The organism is Nonomuraea sp. NPDC050783, from assembly GCF_040802095.1.
GTDB lineage: Bacteria > Actinomycetota > Actinomycetes > Streptosporangiales > Streptosporangiaceae > Nonomuraea.
On record NZ_JBFAHK010000001.1, the window covers coordinates 647,578 to 665,536 of the forward strand.

6 protein-coding genes are annotated in these 17,959 nt (G+C 77.0%); all 6 read left to right on the forward strand.

The window, feature by feature from the left end:
• The first annotated feature begins 69 nt into the window (after positions 1-69).
• Genes AB0H75_RS03040 through AB0H75_RS03065 form a run of 6 tightly spaced genes read left to right on the forward strand, consistent with a single transcriptional unit; the run spans position 70 to position 17,876 of the window.
• On the forward strand, positions 70-648 hold the full coding sequence (locus AB0H75_RS03040; RefSeq protein WP_367789332.1) for a GNAT family N-acetyltransferase: 579 nt from the start codon (positions 70-72) through the stop codon (positions 646-648).
• Positions 642-1,916 carry a lysine N(6)-hydroxylase/L-ornithine N(5)-oxygenase family protein gene (locus tag AB0H75_RS03045; protein ID WP_367789335.1) on the forward strand — a complete coding sequence of 425 codons (1,275 nt, stop codon included), beginning with the start codon at positions 642-644 and terminating at the stop codon, positions 1,914-1,916. Before AB0H75_RS03040 ends, AB0H75_RS03045 begins: the two co-directional genes overlap by 7 nt.
• The gene (locus AB0H75_RS03050) at positions 1,913-5,182 is read left to right on the forward strand and encodes an amino acid adenylation domain-containing protein (RefSeq protein ID WP_367789338.1); all 3,270 of its coding nucleotides are present in this window, start codon (positions 1,913-1,915) and stop codon (positions 5,180-5,182) included. Before AB0H75_RS03045 ends, AB0H75_RS03050 begins: the two co-directional genes overlap by 4 nt.
• Complete coding sequence (locus tag AB0H75_RS03055) at positions 5,179-16,755, forward strand: amino acid adenylation domain-containing protein (protein WP_367789341.1); 11,577 nt, start codon at positions 5,179-5,181, stop codon at positions 16,753-16,755. The genes AB0H75_RS03050 and AB0H75_RS03055 overlap by 4 nt, the downstream gene beginning before the upstream one ends.
• Positions 16,752-16,976 (forward strand): MbtH family protein, encoded by a 225-nt coding sequence (locus AB0H75_RS03060; protein ID WP_367789344.1) that lies wholly within the window; start codon positions 16,752-16,754, stop codon positions 16,974-16,976. Before AB0H75_RS03055 ends, AB0H75_RS03060 begins: the two co-directional genes overlap by 4 nt.
• 60 nt (positions 16,977-17,036) lie before the next feature.
• The gene (locus AB0H75_RS03065; protein ID WP_367789347.1) at positions 17,037-17,876 is read left to right on the forward strand and encodes a GNAT family N-acetyltransferase; all 840 of its coding nucleotides are present in this window, start codon (positions 17,037-17,039) and stop codon (positions 17,874-17,876) included.
• Positions 17,877-17,959 lie beyond the last annotated feature (83 nt).

A 17,959-nucleotide genomic window follows, 5' to 3' on the forward strand; every position in this document is an offset into this window, starting at 1 on the left:
TCATCCGTTCGATGTTTTGTTGTGCGTGGCCACGGCCTTAGGTAAGGCATACCTAACTATGGAGGACGAGTGGGCGTGTACGTGGAGGAGGTCGGCGCCCCGCCGATCCCCTCGCTGGGGGACGGATGGCGGGTGGCCCCGATCGAGCCGGGTGCCGACGGCGTCGCCGTGGTCCACGAGTGGATGAACCGGCCGCACGTGGCCGGCCCCTGGGACCAGGCCTGGCCGTACGAGCGATGGGCCGGGGAGATCGCCCGCCAGGCCGAGGGCGACCACTCGCGGCCGTGCCTGGCGTACCTGGACGGCGAGCCGGTCGCCTACCTGGAGCTGTACCGGGTGCTGCGGGACCGGCTGGCGCCGCTGTACCCGTACCGGCCGCACGACCTCGGCGTACACGTCGCCATCGGGGACGAGCGCAACCTCGGCCGCGGCGTCGGCCGGAGGCTGCTGCGCGCCGTCGCCGAGGGCCTGCTCGCGGCCGACGAGCAGTGCACCCGCGTCGTCGCCGAGCCGAACGTCCGCAACGAGCCCTCCGTCCGGGCGTTCACCGCGGCCGGGTTCGTCCGGGCCGGAGAGGTGACGATGCCGCACAAGACGGCGGCGCTGATGGTGTACCCGCGCGCTCAGGAGGATCTGCCTCAGTGGTGACCCCGGCCCACGACCTCGTCGGAATCGGTTTCGGCCCTTCCAACCTCGCCCTGGCCGTCGCGCTGTCGGAGTCGCGCTCCCCGGCGCTGTCGGCCCTGTTCCTGGAGAAGCAGCCGTCGTTCGGCTGGCACCGGGGGATGCTGATCGAGGGCGCGACCATGCAGGTGTCCTTCCTCAAGGACCTGGTCACCATGCGCAACCCCGCCAGCCCGCACAGCTTCGTCAGCTACCTGCACGCCAAGGGCCGGCTGGCCGACTTCATCAACCAGAAGACGATGTACCCCACCCGCGTGGAGTTCCACGACTACCTGGAATGGGTGGCGGCCCGCTTCGAGCACCAGGTCCGCTACGGCGCCGAGGCCGTCACCATCCAGCCCGTGCCGGACGGCGACACGATCACGCACCTCGACATCGTGGCCCAGGACGGCGAGCTGACCACCTACCGGGCGCGCAACGTCGTCCTGGCCGCCGGCCTGCGCCCCGTCCTGCCCCCCGGGGTCGTGGCGGGCGAGCGGGTGTGGCACAGCCAGGAGCTGATGCACCGGCTGGCGGACCTGCCGGTCGAGCGGCCCCGCAGGTTCGTGGTGGTCGGCGCCGGGCAGAGCGCCGCCGAGGTGGTCGAGCACCTGCACAGCCGCTTCCCCTCCGCCCAGGTCTGCGCGGTCTTCTCCCGGTACGGCTACAGCCCCGCCGACGACAGCCCCTTCGCCAACAGCGTCTTCGACCCCGCCGCCGTCGATCGTTTCTACGACGCGCCCCACGAGGTCAAGCGCATGATCATGGACTACCACGCCAACACCAACTACTCCGTCGTGGACCTCGACCTGCTGCAGGAGCTGTTCGGCCGCGCGTACCGGGAGAAGGTCGCCGGCGTCGAGCGGCTGCGCGTGCTGAACCTCTCGCGCGCCGTCGGGCTGGAGACCCGGCCCGACGAGGTGAGCGTGCACGTCCAGTCGCTGGTCAGCGGCGAGGTCGAGGCGCTGCGTGCCGACGTGGTCGTCTACGCCACCGGCTACCGCCCGGTGGACCCGCTGGACCTGCTCGGCGCCGCCGGGCGCTACTGCCTGCGCGACGAGCACGGCGCGCTGCTGGTCGGCCGCGACCACCGCGTCCGCACCGCGCCCGAGCTGGCCTGCGGGATCTACCTCCAGGGCGCGACCGAGCACACCCACGGGCTGACCGCCACGCTGCTGTCCACGACGGCCGTGCGGGCCGGCGAGATCGTCGACTCGCTCGCGGCCTCCTCCGTGCTGGAGCCGGTGCAGTGACCCTGCCTGACCCGACCCGCACCGGGCCGACTCTCACCGGGCCGACCCTCACCGAGCTGATCGAGGCGCAGGCGGCCGCCACCCCCGGCAGGGCCGCGCTGCGCTTCCGCGACCGTACCCTGACCTACGCCGAGCTGGACGGGGCCGCCTCGGAGCTGGCCGCGCGGCTGCGCGAGCGGGGCGCGGGCCCCGAGCGCGTCGTCGCGGTCGCGCTGCCGCGCTCGGTCGAGCTGGTCGTGGCGCTGGTCGCGGTGCTGAAGAGCGGGGCCGCGTACCTGCCGGTGGACCCGGACTACCCCGCCGAGCGGATCGCCTTCATGCTGGCCGACGCCGAGCCCGTGGTGACGCTGCGCGAGGCGGCCGTCCACCCGGGCCGGCCGCCCGCGCCGGGCACGCGCGTCGATCCGCGCCACCCGGCCTACGTGATCTACACCTCCGGCTCCACCGGCCGGCCCAAGGGCGTCGTGGTCGCCCACGAGGCCATCGTCAACCGGCTGCGCTGGATGCAGGCCGAGTACGGCCTGACCGGCGAGGACCGGGTGCTGCAGAAGACGCCGTCCAGCTTCGACGTGTCGGTGTGGGAGTTCTTCTGGGCGCTGATCGCCGGGGCCACGCTGGTGGTGGCCGAGCCGGGCGGGCACCGCGACGCCGCCTACCTGGCCGGGCTGATCCAGCGGGAACGGGTCACCACCGCGCACTTCGTGCCGTCCATGCTGCGGGCGTTCCTGGCCGATCCCGACGCGGCGGGCTGCACCGGCCTGCGCCGGGTCGTCTGCAGCGGCGAGGCGCTGCCCGCCGACCTGGCCGCCGAGTTCCACGCCACGCTGCCCGGCTGCGAGCTGCACAACCTGTACGGGCCGACCGAGGCGGCGGTGGACGTGACGCACTGGGCGTGCCGCCCGGGCGATGACGGGCCGGTGCCGATCGGCCGGCCGGTCTGGAACACCACCATCCACGTGCTGGACCGGGAGCTGCGCCCGGCCGCGTCCGGCGAGCTCTACATCGGCGGCGTGCAGCTCGCCCGGGGGTACCTGGGTCGGCCGGGGCTGAGCGCCGAGCGGTTCGTCCCGGACCCGTTCGGGCCGCCGGGGTCGCGCATGTACCGGACGGGCGACCTGGCGCGGCGCCGCCCCGACGGGGTCGTCGAGTACGCGGGCCGTGCCGACGACCAGATCAAGATCCGCGGCTTCCGGGTGGAGCCCGGCGAGATCGAGGCGGTGCTGGCGACGCACCCGGACGTGCGCCAGGCGGTGGTCACCGCCCAGGAGCAGCGCCCGGGCGTCCACCGGCTGATCGGCTACGTCGTCCCGGCCGCCGGCACGGGCGTCGGCACGGGGAACGGCCCGACCGCCGGCACGGGCGACGGCCCGACCGCCGGCACGACAGCCGGCGCGGGGAACGGCTCGACCGCCGGCGCGGGCGACGGCCCGACCGCCGGCACGACAGCCGGCACGGGCGACGGCGCGGGCGTGGATCCGGAGGCGCTGCGCGCGTACGCCGCCGCGCGGCTGCCCGCCCACATGGTGCCGGCCGCGTTCGTCACCCTGGCGGCGCTCCCCCTGACCGCCAGCGGCAAGCTCGACCGCCGCTCCCTGCCGCCGGCGCCCACGCCCGCGTCCGCACCCGCGCCCACGCCCGCGTCCCCGTCCGCGTCCCCGTCCGCGCCCCCGTCCGCGGAGCCAGGACCGGAGCCGGGACCGGAGCCCGGGCCGGAGCCCGGCGCGGACGTCGAAGGGCGCCTGGCCGCGCTCATCGCCGACGTGCTGCGGCTGCCCGCCGTGGACCCGGCCGACGACTTCTTCGCCCTCGGCGGCGACAGCATCCTCGCCCTCCACCTGGTCGGCCGCGCCCGCCGCGTCGGCCTGGCGATCACCGCCCGCCAGGTGCTCGAACTCGGGACCGCCCGCGCCCTCGCCGCCGCCGCCACCCCCGGCACCGCCGCCGAACCCGCCGGGGCGGCGCTCGGCGACGTCCCCGCCACCCCGATCATGGGCTGGCTGCGCGAGCGCGGCGACGACCTCGACCACTTCGCCCAGTCGATCACCCTCCGCCTGCCCCGCGACGCGGACCGCGACCGCCTCGTCCGCGCCCTGCGAACCGTCCTGGACCACCACGACCTGCTCCGCGCCCGGCTGACCGGCGACGGCCTGCACGTGCCCCCGCCCGGCCGGGCGCCCGCCGACGGTCTGCTGCGCGAGGTACGCGACGACGCGCTCCTGCCGAGGGCGCTGGCGGACGCCCGGGCCGCGCTGACCCCGCGCGACGGCGTGATGCTGCGCGCGGTGTGGCACCGCCCGCCCGGCCACGCAGGAGGGCGGCTGCACCTGGTCGCGCACCACCTCGTCGTGGACGGCGTCTCCTGGCGCGTGCTGGCCGAGGACCTGGCGCAGGCGTACGAGGGCACGGCCCCCCTGTCCCGCTCCACCTCCTTCCGCACGTGGGCCCGCGCCCTGCCCGCCCTGGACCGCCGCGCCGAGCTGCCGTACTGGACCGCGACCCTGGCGGGCGACCCGGAGAACCCGGAGCCGTGGCGGCTCGACCCGGCCCGCGACACCGCCGCCACCTGCGCCCGCCTGACCGCCGGCCTCCCGCTGGACGCCACGCTCGACGTCTCGCTCGACCGGGTACTCACCGCGCTCGCGCTGGCCGTGACCGAGCAGCGGGCCCGCCACGGCCTGCCGGGCGGGCGCGAGGTCCTGCTGGACGTCGAGGCGCACGGCCGCGAGGACCTGGTGGACGGCGCGGACCTGTCGCGCACGGTGGGCTGGTTCACCAGCATCTGGCCCGTCCGCCTGGACCCCGGGCCGGTCGGGGGCGCCGACGCGCTGGCCCGCGTCTCGGCCCGGTTGCGCGCCGTGCCCGCCAAGGGCGTCGGGTACGGCCTGCTCCGCCACCTCGACCCGGAGGCCGGCCCGCTCCTGGCCCGCCTGCCCAGGCCCGGGATCTGCGTCAACTTCCTGGGCCGCTTCCCCGCCGGGACGGGCGACTGGGACCTGGTCCTGGAGCCGGACAGCTTCCTGGACCTGGCCGATCCCGGCCTGCGACCGGCGCATCCCCTGACCGTCGACGCGTTCGTGGCCGAGGGGCCGGGCGGCGCGCGGCTGGAGTCCACCTGGACGTGGGCGACCCGCGTGCTGCCCGAGGCCCTGGTCCGCGAGCTGTCGGAGCTGTGGCTCGGCGCGTTGCGCGCCACCGCGCCGTCCGGCGCCTTCCTGGTCGCGCTCGACCAGGCCGAGCTCGACGAATTCGAGGAGACCCTGGCGTGACCGGCCCCGAGGCCAAGAAGATCAAGGACGTCTGGCCGCTCACCCCTCTCCAGGAGGGCCTGCTCTTCCACGCCCTGCACGGCGAGGACGGCCCGCGCGCCGGCCACACCCCCTACACCGTTCACACCCCCTACATCGTTCACACCACGGTGCGGTTGCGCGGGCCGCTGGACGCGGCGGCCCTGCGTGCCGCGGCCGAGCGCCTGCTGGCCCGGCACGACCCGCTGCGCGCCGCCTTCCGCCACCGCAGGAACGGCCAGCCGGTGCAGGTCATCGCCGCCCGCGCCGCCCTGCGCTGGCACGAGGAGGACCTGACCGGCGGCGACCCGGCCGCCGGGCTCCGCGAGATCGTCGAGCGGGACCGGCGCACCCCGTTCGACCTGGCGGCGCCGCCGCTGCTGCGGTTCACGCTGGTCAAGGAGGCTCCCGACCGGCACCTGCTGCTCGTGGCCAACCACCACCTGGTGCTGGACGGCTGGTCGCTGCACCTGGCGCTGCGCGAGCTGTTCGAGCTGTACGAGGGCGCCGAGCCGCCGCCCGCGCCGCCGGTCAAGGACTACCTGGCCTGGCTGGCCGCCCGGGACGGCGCCGCCGCGCGGGCCGCCTGGCGGGACCACCTGGACGGGCTCGCCGAGCCCACGCTGCTGGCCCCCGGCCTCGCCTCCGGCGGGGACGCGGGGCCGGTGCGCGAGGTCGTCGCCGAGCTGCCCGCCGAGCTGACCGCCCGGCTCGCCGAGCTGGCCCGCGCGTCGCGCGCCACCCTGAGCATGGTCGTGCAGACGGCGTGGGCGCTCGTGCTCGGCACGCTCACCGGCCGGGACGACGTGGTGTTCGGCACCACCGTCTCCGGCCGCCCGCCCGAGCTGCCGGGCGCCGACCGCATGATCGGTCTGTTCATCAACACCCTGCCCGTACGGGTACGGCTGCGCGCGGCCGAGCCGGTCACCGCCCACCTCGCCCGGCTCCGGGACGTCCACGCCCGCCTGGCCGACCACCAGCACCTGGGGCTGGCCGAGATCCAGGCGGCGGCGGGCCGGGGCGAGCTGTTCGACACGCTGGTGCTGTTCGAGAACCAGCCGTCGCTGGCGGCCGGGCCGCTTGTCGAGGGGGTCGAGGAGCGCGACGCCACCCACTACCCGATCACCGTCTGCGCCCGCCCCGGCGAGCGGCTGCGCCTGGAGCTGGCCTGCCGGGAGGGCGCGGTGAGCGCCGCCGAGGCCGAGCGGGCGGCGTACCGGCTGGTCAGGGCGCTGGAGCGGATGGCCGACGCGTCCGATCGGCCCATCGGGCTCATCGACCTGTTGGACGAGCGCGAGCGCGGCCAGGTGCTCGGCGCGTGGGCGGGGGAGGCGCGTCCCGTCCCGGCCCGCACGCCGGCCGACGCCTTCGCCGCGCGGTGCGCCGACATGCCGGACGCGACGGCCGTGGTGGACCCGCGCGGCGACACGCTCACCTACGCCGAGCTGGCCGCGCGGGCCGACCGCATCGCCGGGGCGCTCGGCGGGGTCGGTCCCGAGGACGTGGTCGCCCTGGCGCTGCCGCGCGGGCCGGACCTGGTGGCGGCCGTCCTGGCGGTCTGGCGGGCGGGGGCCGCGTACCTGCCGGTCGATCCGGGCTACCCGGCCGACCGGATCGCGCTCATGCTGGGCGACGCGCGTGCCGCCGCCGTGGTCACCGACACCGCGACCGCGCCCGCCCTGCCCCCGACGCCGTCCGCCCGGCTGCTCCTGCTCGACGCCCTGCCCGGGGACGCCCTGCCCGGGGACGGTGCCCCGCCCTCCGGCGGCGGTGCCGCCGTCCGGCCCGAGCACCCGGCCTACGTGATCTACACCTCCGGCTCCACCGGCCGCCCCAAGGGGGTCGTGGTGCCGCACGGGGCGGTGGCCAACCTGCTGGCCGCGCACGAGGCCGACGTGATCGCCGAGGCGGTCGCGGCCACGGGCGGCCGGCGGCTGCGGGTGGCGCACAGCGCGTCGTTCTCGTTCGACGCCTCGGTGGACCCGCTGCTGTGGATGCTGGCCGGGCACGAGCTGCACGTCCTGGACGACACCACGTACCAGGATCCCGCGCTGCTGGCCGGCTACCTCGCCGAGCACCGCGTCGACTACCTCGACGTGACGCCGTCGTACCTGGCCGCGCTGATCCCGGCGCTGGAGGACGGCCCGCACCGGCCCGCGGTGATCGCGGTCGGCGGCGAGGCGGTGCCCGCGCCGCTCTGGCGGCGGGTCTGCGCGCTGCCCGGCGTGCTCGCCCGCGACCTGTACGGCCCGACCGAGTGCACGGTGGACGCCTACCTGCGCCGCCAGGACGGCAGCGCCGGCCCCGTGCCGGGAATCCGCGCGCTGGTGCTGGACACGATGTTGCGCCCGGCGCCGCCCGGCGTGACGGGGGAGCTGTACCTGGCGGGCGCCGGGCTGGCCCGCGGCTACCTGGGACGGCCCGGGCTGAGCGCCGAGCGGTTCGTGCCCTGCCCGTACGGGCCGCCGGGCAGCCGCATGTACCGCACCGGCGACCTGGCGCGGTGGCGGGAGGGCCGGCTGGAGCTGGCCGGGCGGGCCGACGACCAGGTGAAGATCCGCGGGTTCCGGATCGAGCCGGGCGAGGTCGAGGCCGCGCTGGCCGCCTGCCCCGGCGTCGAGGAGGCGGCGGTCGCGGTGCGGGGGACGGGCTCCGGCGGCCGGCGGCTGGTGGCCTACGTACGCGGCCGGGCGAGCGAGGGCGAGCTGGCCGCGTACCTGCGAGGGGTGCTGCCCCGGCACCTGGTGCCGTCGGCGTTCGTGCTGCTCGACGAGCTGCCGCTGCTGCCCAACGGCAAGGTGGACCGGCGTGCCCTGCCCGACCCGGGCCGGCCGCGCGCCGGGGGGCGGGCGCCGCGCGGGCCGCTGGAGGAGCGGCTGTGCGCGCTGTTCGCCGAGGTCCTGGGCGTGGAGGGGGTGGGCGCCGACGACGACTTCTTCGAGCTGGGCGGGCACTCGCTGCTCGCCGCCCGGCTGGTGAGCCGGATCCGGTCGGACCTCGGCGCCGAGGCGGGCGTCCGCACGCTGTTCGACGCGCCGACCGTCGCGGAGCTGAGCGGCCGGCTCGGCGTGGCGGCCGAGCGGCCCCCGCTGGTGCCGCGCCCGCGCCCGCAACGGGTGCCGCCGTCGTACGCCCAGCGCCGCCTGTGGCTCCAGCACCGGCTGGAGGGCGGCTCGGCCACCTACAACATGCCCTTCGTGCTGCGGCTGGACGGCCCGCCCGACGTCGCGGCGCTGGAACGGGCGCTGGGTGACGTGGTGGCCAGGCACGAGGTGCTGCGCACGGTGTTCGGCGAGGAGGACGGCGAGCCGTACCAGGTCGTGCTGGACCGGGTGGCGCCGCGCGTCGAGAGCGGGCCCGCCGACCTGGAGCACGTCTTCGACCTGGCGGCCGGGCCGCCGCTGCGGGTGTGGCTGGACGGCGACCGGCTCACGGTGCTGCTGCACCACGTCGCCGGGGACGAGCTGTCGCTGCGCCCCCTGGTGGCGGACCTGACCGCCGCCTACCGGGCGCGGGCGGCCGGCCGTGCCCCCGGCTGGGAGCCGCTGCCCGTCCAGTACGCCGACTACGCGCTGTGGCAGCGCGAGGTGCTGGGCGACCGGGACGACCCGGCGAGCAGCCTGGCCAGGGAGCTGGCGTACTGGCGGCAGGCGCTCGACGGCCTCCCGGCCGAGCTGCCGCTGCCCGTGGACCGGCCCTTCCCCGACGTGCCCGGCCGACGCGGCGCGACGATCGACTTCGCCCTGCCGCGCGAGGCGGTGGACGCGCTGGCCCGGCGGGCCGGTTGCACCCCGTTCATGGTGGTGCACGCGGCCGTGGCGGTGCTGCTGACCCGGCTCGGCGCGGGCACCGACATCGCGGTTGGCACGCCGGTCGCGGGCCGGCCCGACGACGTGCTGGCCGGGCTGGTGGGTTTCTTCGTCAACACGGTCGTGCTGCGCGTGGACACCGGCGGCGACCCGACCTTCGCCGAGCTGCTGGAACGGGTGCGCGCGGCCGACCTGGCCGCCTTCGACCACGCCGAGACCCCGTTCGACCTGCTGGTGGAGGAGCTGCGACCGGCCCGCGTGCCCGGGCGGCACCCGCTGTTCCAGGTGATGGTCGCCGACGAGCGGGACTCCGGGCTGCCGGTCGAGGAGGTCGAGCTGGGGGTGGCCAAGTTCGACCTGACGTTCGTGCTGCGGCCCGGCGGCGGGCGGCTGGAGTTCAGGACGGACCTGTTCGACGCCGCCACCGCCGAAGGGCTCGCGGCCCGCCTGGCCGAGATCGTCCGGCAGGCGGCGGCCCGTCCCGAGCGGCCACTCGGGGAGCTGGCGGTCGCGCCCATGCGGGTGCCCGCCGTCCGGGGGGTGCCCGGCCGGGCGGCCGGTGGCGGGCGGCCCCGTACGGAGGTGGAGCGGACCCTGTGCCGGCTGGTCGGCGAGGTGCTCGGCACCGGCGAGGTCGGCGTCCACGACGACTTCTTCCTGCTGGGCGGGCACTCGCTGCTCGCCGTGCGGCTGGCCGCCAGGATCAGGTCCGTCCTGGGGGCGGAGGTGGCGCTCGGCGACGTCTTCGCCGCACCGACCGCCGCCGGCCTGGCCGCCCTGCTCGCCCCGGCGGAACACCGGGCTCCTGCCGTCGCGCGGCGCCCGGCCCTCGTGGCGGCCGGGCGGCCGGCGCGGGTGCCGCTTTCGGCCGCGCAGCGGCGGCTGTGGTTCCTGGACCGGCTGGACGGCCCCTCGTCGGCCTACACGGTGCCGCTGATCCTGCGGCTGCGCGAGCCGCTGGACGCCGGCACCCTCCGCCTGGCCGTCGGCGACGTGCTGGACCGGCACGAGGCGCTGCGCACCGTGTTCGGCGAGGAGGACGGCGAGCCGTACCAGGTCGTGCTGGACCGGGTGGCGCCGCCCGTCGCCACCGGGCTCGCCGACCTCGGGCACGTCTTCGACCTGGCGGCCGAGCCGCCGCTGCGGGTCTGGCTGGACGGCGACCGGCTCACGTTGCTGCTGCACCACATCGCCTGCGACGAGTGGTCGCTGGAGCCGCTCATGAACGACCTGGCCACCGCCTACCGAGCCCGGGCGGCCGGCCGCGCCCCGGACTGGGCGCCGCTGCCCGTTCAGTACGCCGACTACGCCCTGTGGCAGCACGACCTGCTCGCCGGCCTCGCCGGGCCCCAGCTCGACCACTGGACCGGCACGCTCGCCGAGCTGCCCGAGCGGCTGGAGCTGCCTGCCTGGACCGGCGGGCGCGGCACCGCCGCCGCCACGCTGCCCGCCGGACCGCTGCGCGAGCTGGCCCGGCGCACCGGCACGACGATGTTCATGGTCGCGCACGCGGCCGTGGCGGCGCTGCTGACCCGGCTCGGCGCGGGCACCGACGTCCCGGTCGGCACGGCGGTCGCGGGCCGCCCCGACGAGGCGCTGGCCGGGCTGGTCGGCTTCTTCGTCAACACGGTCGTGCTGCGCGTGGACACCGGCGGCGACCCGACCTTCAGCGAGCTGCTGGCGCGGGTGCGCGCCGCCGACCTGGCCGCCTTCGACCACGCCGACGTCCCCTTCGACCAGGTGGTGGAGGCGGTCAACCCCGAGCGCGCCGGCACCGGCAACCCGCTGTTCCAGGTGGCGGTCGCCTACCACCCGGCCACCCGGCCAGCCGCCGGGCCAGCCACCGGGCCAGCCGCCGGGCCAGCCACCGGGCCAGCCGCCGGGCCAGCCGCCGGGACGGCCGTCGGGTCGGTCGCCGGGTTCGACGCCGAGGAGGAGCCCGCGCCCGCCGGGCCGGCCAAGTTCGACCTGTCCGTCACCTTCACCGAGCGCGCCGGCTCCGCCGAGCTGGACCTGCTGGTCGAGCACCGCGGCGGCGCGGCCGGCCGGTACGCCACCCACCTGCTCCGCCTGCTGGACGCGGTGACCGCCGACCCCGGCGCGCGGCTGAGCGAGGCCGCGATCCTCGCGCCCGCCGAGCTGGAGACCATCCTCGCCACCTGGAACGACACCGGCTCCGCCGAGCCGGGCCCGACCCTGCCGGAGCTGTTCGAGGCCCAGGCCAGGGCCACGCCCGACGCGGTGGCGGCGGTGTGCGAGGAGGAGTCGCTGACCTACGCCGAGCTGGACGCGCGGGCGGACCGCCTGGCCGCCACGCTCGCCGCGGCCGGCGCCGGCCCCGAGCGGATCGTGGCCGTCGCGCTCCCCCGCGACCTGCGGATGGTGGTCGGCGTGCTGGCGGTGGCCAAGGCCGGCGCGGCGTACCTGCCGATCGACCCCGCCCATCCCGCCGAGCGGATCGCCGTGACGCTCGCCGACGCGCGGCCGGTGCTGCTGCTGGCCACCCGCGAGACGGCCGGCCGGGTGCCCATGACGCCGCTGCTCATGGAGGACCCGCCCGCGTCCGCCGCGACGCCGGTCGGGCCGCTGCCGCGCCACCCGGTCTACGTCATCCACACCTCCGGCTCGACCGGCCGGCCCAAGGGCGTCGTCCTGGAGCACGCCGGGGTGCGCGCGCTCGTGGAGACCGCCGTGCGCCGCTTCGGCGTCGGCCCGGGCAGCCGGGTGCTGCAGTTCGCCTCGATCAGCTTCGACGTGGCGTTCTGGGAGCTGACCATGGCGCTGTGCACCGGCGCGACGCTCGTGGTCGTCCCCGCCGAGCGGCGGGTCGCCGGCCCCGAGCTGACCGAGTACGCCACCGCCCACGCGGTCACCCACCTGGCGCTGCCGCCCGCGCTGCTGTCGGCCCTGCCCGAGGACTGCACGCTGCCGGAGGGCTCAACGCTGCTGGTCGGCACCGAGACGGTGACGCCCGAGCTGGTCCGGCGCTGGGCCAAGCGGCACCGCGTCATCGACGCCTACGGCCCCACCGAGGCGATGGTCAACTCCACGCTGTGGCCCGCCCGCGGCGACCTGGACGCCCTGACCACCGTGCCCATCGGCCACCCCGACGTGGGCAAGCGCGTCTACGTGCTGGACCGCGCGCTGCGTCCCGTGCCGCCCGGCGTGCTCGGCGAGCTGTACGTGGCGGGCGCCGGCCTGGCGCGCGGCTACCTCGACCGGCCCGCCCTGACCGGCGAGCGTTTCGTGCCCGACCCCTACGGGCCGCCGGGCAGCCGCATGTACCGGACCGGCGACCTGGCCCGGTGGCGCGACGACGGCGCGGTGGAGTTCGCCGGCCGCGCGGACGGCCAGATCAAGATCCGCGGCTTCCGCATCGAGCCCGGCGAGGTCGAGTCGGTGCTGGCCGGCTGCCCCGGCGTGCGCGAGGTCGCGGTGATCGCCCGCGAGGACCGGCCGGGCGACCGGCGGCTGGTGGCGTACGTGACCGGCGCGGAGACCGACCCGGCCACGCTGCGGGCGCACGTCGCCGCCAGGCTCCCCGACTACATGGTGCCCGCCGCGTTCGTCGCGCTCGACGCCCTGCCGCTCATGGTCAACGGCAAGGTGGACCGCAGGGCCCTGCCCGCCCCCGGCTCGGCCGCCGGGAGGTCGCGGGCGCCGCGCACGGCCACCGAACGGGCGTTGTGCGAGATCTTCGCCGAGGTGCTGGGCGCCGGGTCCGTCGGCGTGGACGACAACTTCTTCCACCTCGGCGGGCACTCGCTGCTCGCGGTCAAGGTGATGGCGCGGGTGCGGGCCAGGCTCGGCGCGGAGATGACGCTGCGGGCCCTGTTCGACGCGCCGACGGTCGCCGCCCTGGCCGGGGCGCTCGGCCCCGCCGCGGGGACGCCGCCCCTGGCGCCCGTGCCGCGCCCGGAGCGGGTGCCGCTGTCGTCGGCGCAGCTCCGGCTCTGGTTCCTCCAGGCGCTCGAAGGCCCCTCGGCCACCTACAACGTGCCCGTCGCGGTACGGCTGCCCGCCCCCGTGGACGCGGCGGCGCTGGCGGCGGCCCTGGGCGACGTCGTACGGCGGCACGAGGTCCTGCGCACGGTCTACCGGGAGGCGGACGGCGTCCCGTACCAAGTGGTCCTCGAACCGGCGGACCCCGTGGTGACGGCCGGGCCGCCCGACCTGGAGCACGCCTTCGACCTGGCCGCCGAGCCGCCGCTGCGCGTGTGGCTGGACGGCGACCGGCTCACGCTGCTGCTGCACCACATCGCCTGCGACGAGTGGTCCGTGGGCCCGCTGCTGGACGACCTGGCCACCGCCCTGGAGGCGCGGGCGGCCGGGCGCGCCCCGGACTGGGCGCCGCTGCCCGTGCAGGTGGCCGACCACGCGCTGTGGGAGCGCGACCGGCTCGGCGCCGTCCTGCCCGCCCACCTGGCGTACTGGACGCGGGCCCTCGACGGGCTGCCGGAACGGCTCGCGCTGCCGCCGGCCGGGCCGGGCGGGGCGGTCGTCCGCCAGGTGCCCGCCGAGGTGCGGCAGGCGCTGGCCGCGCTGGCCGCCCGCGCCGGCACGAGCGTGTTCATGGTGCTGCACGCGGCCGTGGCGGCGCTGCTGACCCGGCTCGGCGCGGGCACCGACATCGTGGTCGGCACGCCCGTCGCGGGCCGCCCCGACGACGCGCTGGCCGGGGTGGTCGGCTTCTTCGTCAACACGGTCGTGCTGCGCGTCGCCACCGGCGGCGACCCGACCTTCGCCGACCTGCTGGACCGGGTGCGCGAGGCGGACCTGGCCGCGTTCGAGCACGCCGACGCGCCGTTCGAGCGGGTGGTGGAGGCGGTCAACCCCGACCGCTCGGCCGCCGGGAACCCGCTGTTCCAGGTGATGGTGGCCTACCAGCGCGGCACGGCCGCCGCGCTGGAGCCGCTGCCCGAGCCCGGCCCGCCCGCCCCGAAGTTCGACCTGGCCTTCTCCTTCACCGAGTCCTTCGCCGAGTCCTTCGCCGGGTCCGGTGGCCTGGAGGCGGCCGTGGAGCACCGGCTGGATCCGGCGGCGGCCGAGCGGATCGCCGACGGCCTGCTGCGGGTGCTGGAGCAGGTGGCGGCGGCCCCGACCGCGCCGATCGGCGACCTGGACCTGCCCGCCGCGGGCTTCACCGCCCGCCGCCGCGCCCCGAAGGCGGTGACGCGGCGGCGCGACCCCGAGGGCCCGGCCGAGACGCGACTGCTGGCGATCTTCGAGGAGGTCCTGGGCCGGACCGGGATCGGCGTCGGCGACGACTTCTTCCACCTCGGCGGGCACTCGCTGCTCGCCGTCCGGCTGATCAGCCGGATCAGGGCGGAGCTGGGCGCCACCGTCACCATCAGGGACGTCTTCGACGCCCCCACCGTCGCCGGGCTCGCGGCCGCGCTCGTCCCGGGCGGCGCGGCGGGCGGCCCCGCGTTGCTGCCGAGGCCGCGCGGGGAGCGGGTGCCGCTGTCGTCGGCGCAGCGGCGGCTGTGGTTCCTGCACACCCTCGACGGGCCGTCGGCCGCCTACAACGTGCCGCTGGCCGTGCGGCTGCGCGGCCCGCTGTCCGCGGACGCCCTGCGCGAGGCCATCGCGGACGTCGTGATCAGGCACGAAGCGCTCCGGACGCTGATCGCCGAGGACGAGCGGGGCCCGTACCAGGTCATCCTCGACCCGGAGCGGGCCCGGGCGATGCTGGCGTTCGGGACCGGCCCCGGCGATCCCGGCCACCGCTTCCGGCTGGACGGCGAGCTGCCCATCCGCGCCTGGCTGCACGCCGAGGGCCCCGGCGAGCACCTGCTGCTCATCCTGCTGCACCACATCGCCGGCGACGAGTGGTCCGTCGGCCCGCTGTGGGACGACCTGGCCACCGCCTACCGGGCCCGCGCGGCCGGCCGCGCCCCCGACTGGGAGCCGCTGCCCGTCCAGTACGCCGACTACGCCCTGTGGGAACGCGAGAGCCACGACCCGGACCGGCTCGCGTTCTGGCGGCGCACCCTCGCCGGGCTGCCCGAGCGGCCCCCGCTGCCGCACGACCTGCCCCGGCCGCCCGCCCCGACCGGCGCGGGCGACGTGGCCGGGTTCCGCCTGCCGCCCGGCACGGTGGAGGCTCTGGCCCGGCGGGCCGGTTGCACCCCGTTCATGGTGGTGCACGCGGCCGTGGCGGCGCTGCTGACCCGGCTCGGCGCGGGCACCGACATCGCGGTCGGCACGCCGGTCGCGAACCGGCCCGACGACGCGCTGGCCGGGCTGGTCGGTTTCTTCGTCAACACGGTCGTGCTGCGCGTGGACACCGGCGGCGACCCCACCTTCGCCGAGCTGCTGGAGCGGGCGCGGGAGGCCGACCTGGCCGCCTTCGACCACGCCGGCGTCCCCTTCGACCAGGTGGTCCAGGCCGTCGCGCCGGCCCGCTCGCCCGCCTGGCACCCGCTGTTCCAGGTCGTGGCGGCCTACCACCCGGCCGGGCCGCCGCTCGGACCGCTGGGGGAGGCGCACGCCGGGATCGAGGCGGTGCCGGCGGGTACGGCCAAGTTCGACCTGGCGGTGTCGCTGTCGGCGGACGGCGAGGGCACGCTCGAATACCGTACGGACCTGTACACCAGGGACACGGCACAGCGGATCGCCGCCGCCCTGGCGGAGCTGCTGGCCACCGTGGCGCGCGACCCCGGCACCCGGCTCGGCGAGCTGCCCGCCGCCACGATCGAGCGCGCCGTCTGGGAGCAGGTCCACGCGGCCACCGGGAACGGGCGGCCCGCGCGGCTCGCGAGCCGGATGGCGGAGCTGTTCGCCGACGTGCTCGGCGTGCCGGTGCCCGGCCCGGACGAGGGCTTCTTCGAGCTGGGCGGCCACTCCCTGCTGGCCGGGACGCTGATGAGGCGGGTCGAGGCGGAGTTCGGCGTGCGGCTGCCGGTCAGGACGCTGTTCGAGGCGCCCACGGCCGCCGCGCTGGCCGAGCGCGTGAGCGCGCCGTACCGGCCCGGCCACGCCCTGGACGTGCTGCTGCCCATCAGGACCGGGGGAGAGGGCCCACCGCTGTTCTGCGTACACCCGCTGTTCGGCCTCGCCTGGTGCTTCACCGGCCTGGCCGGGCTGGTGGACGTGCCGGTGTACGGGCTGCAGGCGCGCGGCCTGGCCGGCCCCGAGCCGCTGCCGCGCAGCCTGGACGAGATGGCCGCCGGCTACCTGGAGGCCGTCCGCGCGGTGTGGCCGGACGGGCCGTACCGGCTGCTCGGCTGGTCCTTCGGCGGCGTCGTCGCGCACGCGATGGCCGCCCGCCTGCGCCGCGAGGGGGCGGAGGTGGAGCTGCTGGCCATGCTCGACTCCTACCCGCTGCTGCCCGGCGAGCGGCCCGAGACCGGCGACGACGAGCAGGACGCCCTGCGCTTCCTGCTCCGCCTGGCCGGGCACGACGCGCGCGGCCCGCTCGACCGCCGCCACGTGCTGCGCCACCTGCGGGCCGGTGGTGGCGCGCTGGCCGAGGTCGAGGAGGACACGATCGGCGCGATGATCGACGTCGCGGTCAACGCCGAGCGCCTCATCACCACCGACCGGCATCCGTACTTCGACGGGGACCTGCTGTTCTTCACCGCCGGCGCGGACAAGGACGGCGCGGACCTCCACCCCTCCCGCTGGCGCCCGTACGTCGGCGGCGCCGTCGAGGAGCACACCATCGACTGCGAGCACTACCAGCTCGCCGACCCGGGACCGCTGGCTGCGGTCGCCCGCGTCCTGAAGGAGAGACTGCGATGACCAACCCGTTCGAGGACCCCGAGCACGACTACCTCGTGGTCGTCAACGACGAGGCCCAGCACGCGCTGTGGCCCGCGTGGATCCCGGTGCCGCAGGGCTGGCGGGACGTGCACGGCCCGGCGGCCCGCGAGCAGTGCCTGGAGTACGTGGAGACCCACTGGACCGACATGCGCCCGGCCAGCCTGGCCCGCGCGACGGACGGGACGCCGCTCCCCGGGTGACGGGTCCGGCGCGCCCGGTCGCTGGCATACTCGGTCCTCCACCTGCGACAAGGAGCTGATGTGACCATCGAATGGGCCGCGCTGTCCGCCGCCGACCTGCCTGCCGTCGCCGACCTCGCCCAGCGGGTCGCCGCGCACGACGGCGGGCTCCCGGCGACCGCGTCCCCGTCCTTCCTGGAGCGCCGCTACACCGCCGGCCCGGCGGTGGGCGCGTTCTCCGGCGGACGCCTGGTCGCCTGCGGGGCCGCGCGCCCGGTGGGCGACGCGCGGGCGGTGACCGGCCTGGTCGATCCCGCCCACCGGGGCCGCGGCCTGGGGTCCGGCCTGCTCGACCGGCTGGTGGAAGGGCCGGTCCGGCTGGAGACCGAGTCGCTCACCCCCGAGGCGCACGCCCTCTTCGAGGCGCGCGGCTTCCGGCGGACCTTCGCCGAGGACGTCATGCGCCGCGACCTGACCCGGCCGCTCCCCGACGCCTCCCTCCCGTCCGGGCTGAAGGTCGAGGAGTGGTCGCCGGCCACCGAGGAGTCCTTCTACGCGGCCTACTCCGCGTCGTTCGCCGACCGCCCCGGCTTCCCCGGATGGTCGCGCGAGGAGTGGGTGGACTGGCTGGTGGACGACGACTTCCTGCCCGGCTGCTCGCTGGTGGCCCGCGAGCCGGACGGTGCCGCCGCCGGCTTCGTGGCCTGCGCGGAGGGCTTCCTCATCCAGGCCGGCGCGGTGCCCGGCTGGCGGCGGCGCGGCCTGGCGCGGGCGCTCGCGGTCACCGCGCTCGGCCGCATGCGCGACGCCGGCGCGACGGAGGTCTTCCTGGACGTCAACGTCAACAACCCGGCCTCGGCCGCCCTGTTCCACGGCCTCGGCTTCCAAACGATCGCCCGCCGCGCCCGCTACGAGCCCTGACCTCCCTCCATCCCGCCCGGACGAGCACTCCTCCGGGTCTCCTTCCGGCTCATTCAGGGGCGCCTGCCCGGACGGCGCTCACT

What these genes read in the sequence shown, in the direction of transcription:
- AB0H75_RS03060 (WP_367789344.1), top strand. Translation starts at nt 16,752, where the DNA reads ATGACCAACCCGTTCGAGGACCCCGAGCACGACTACCTCGTGGTCGTC.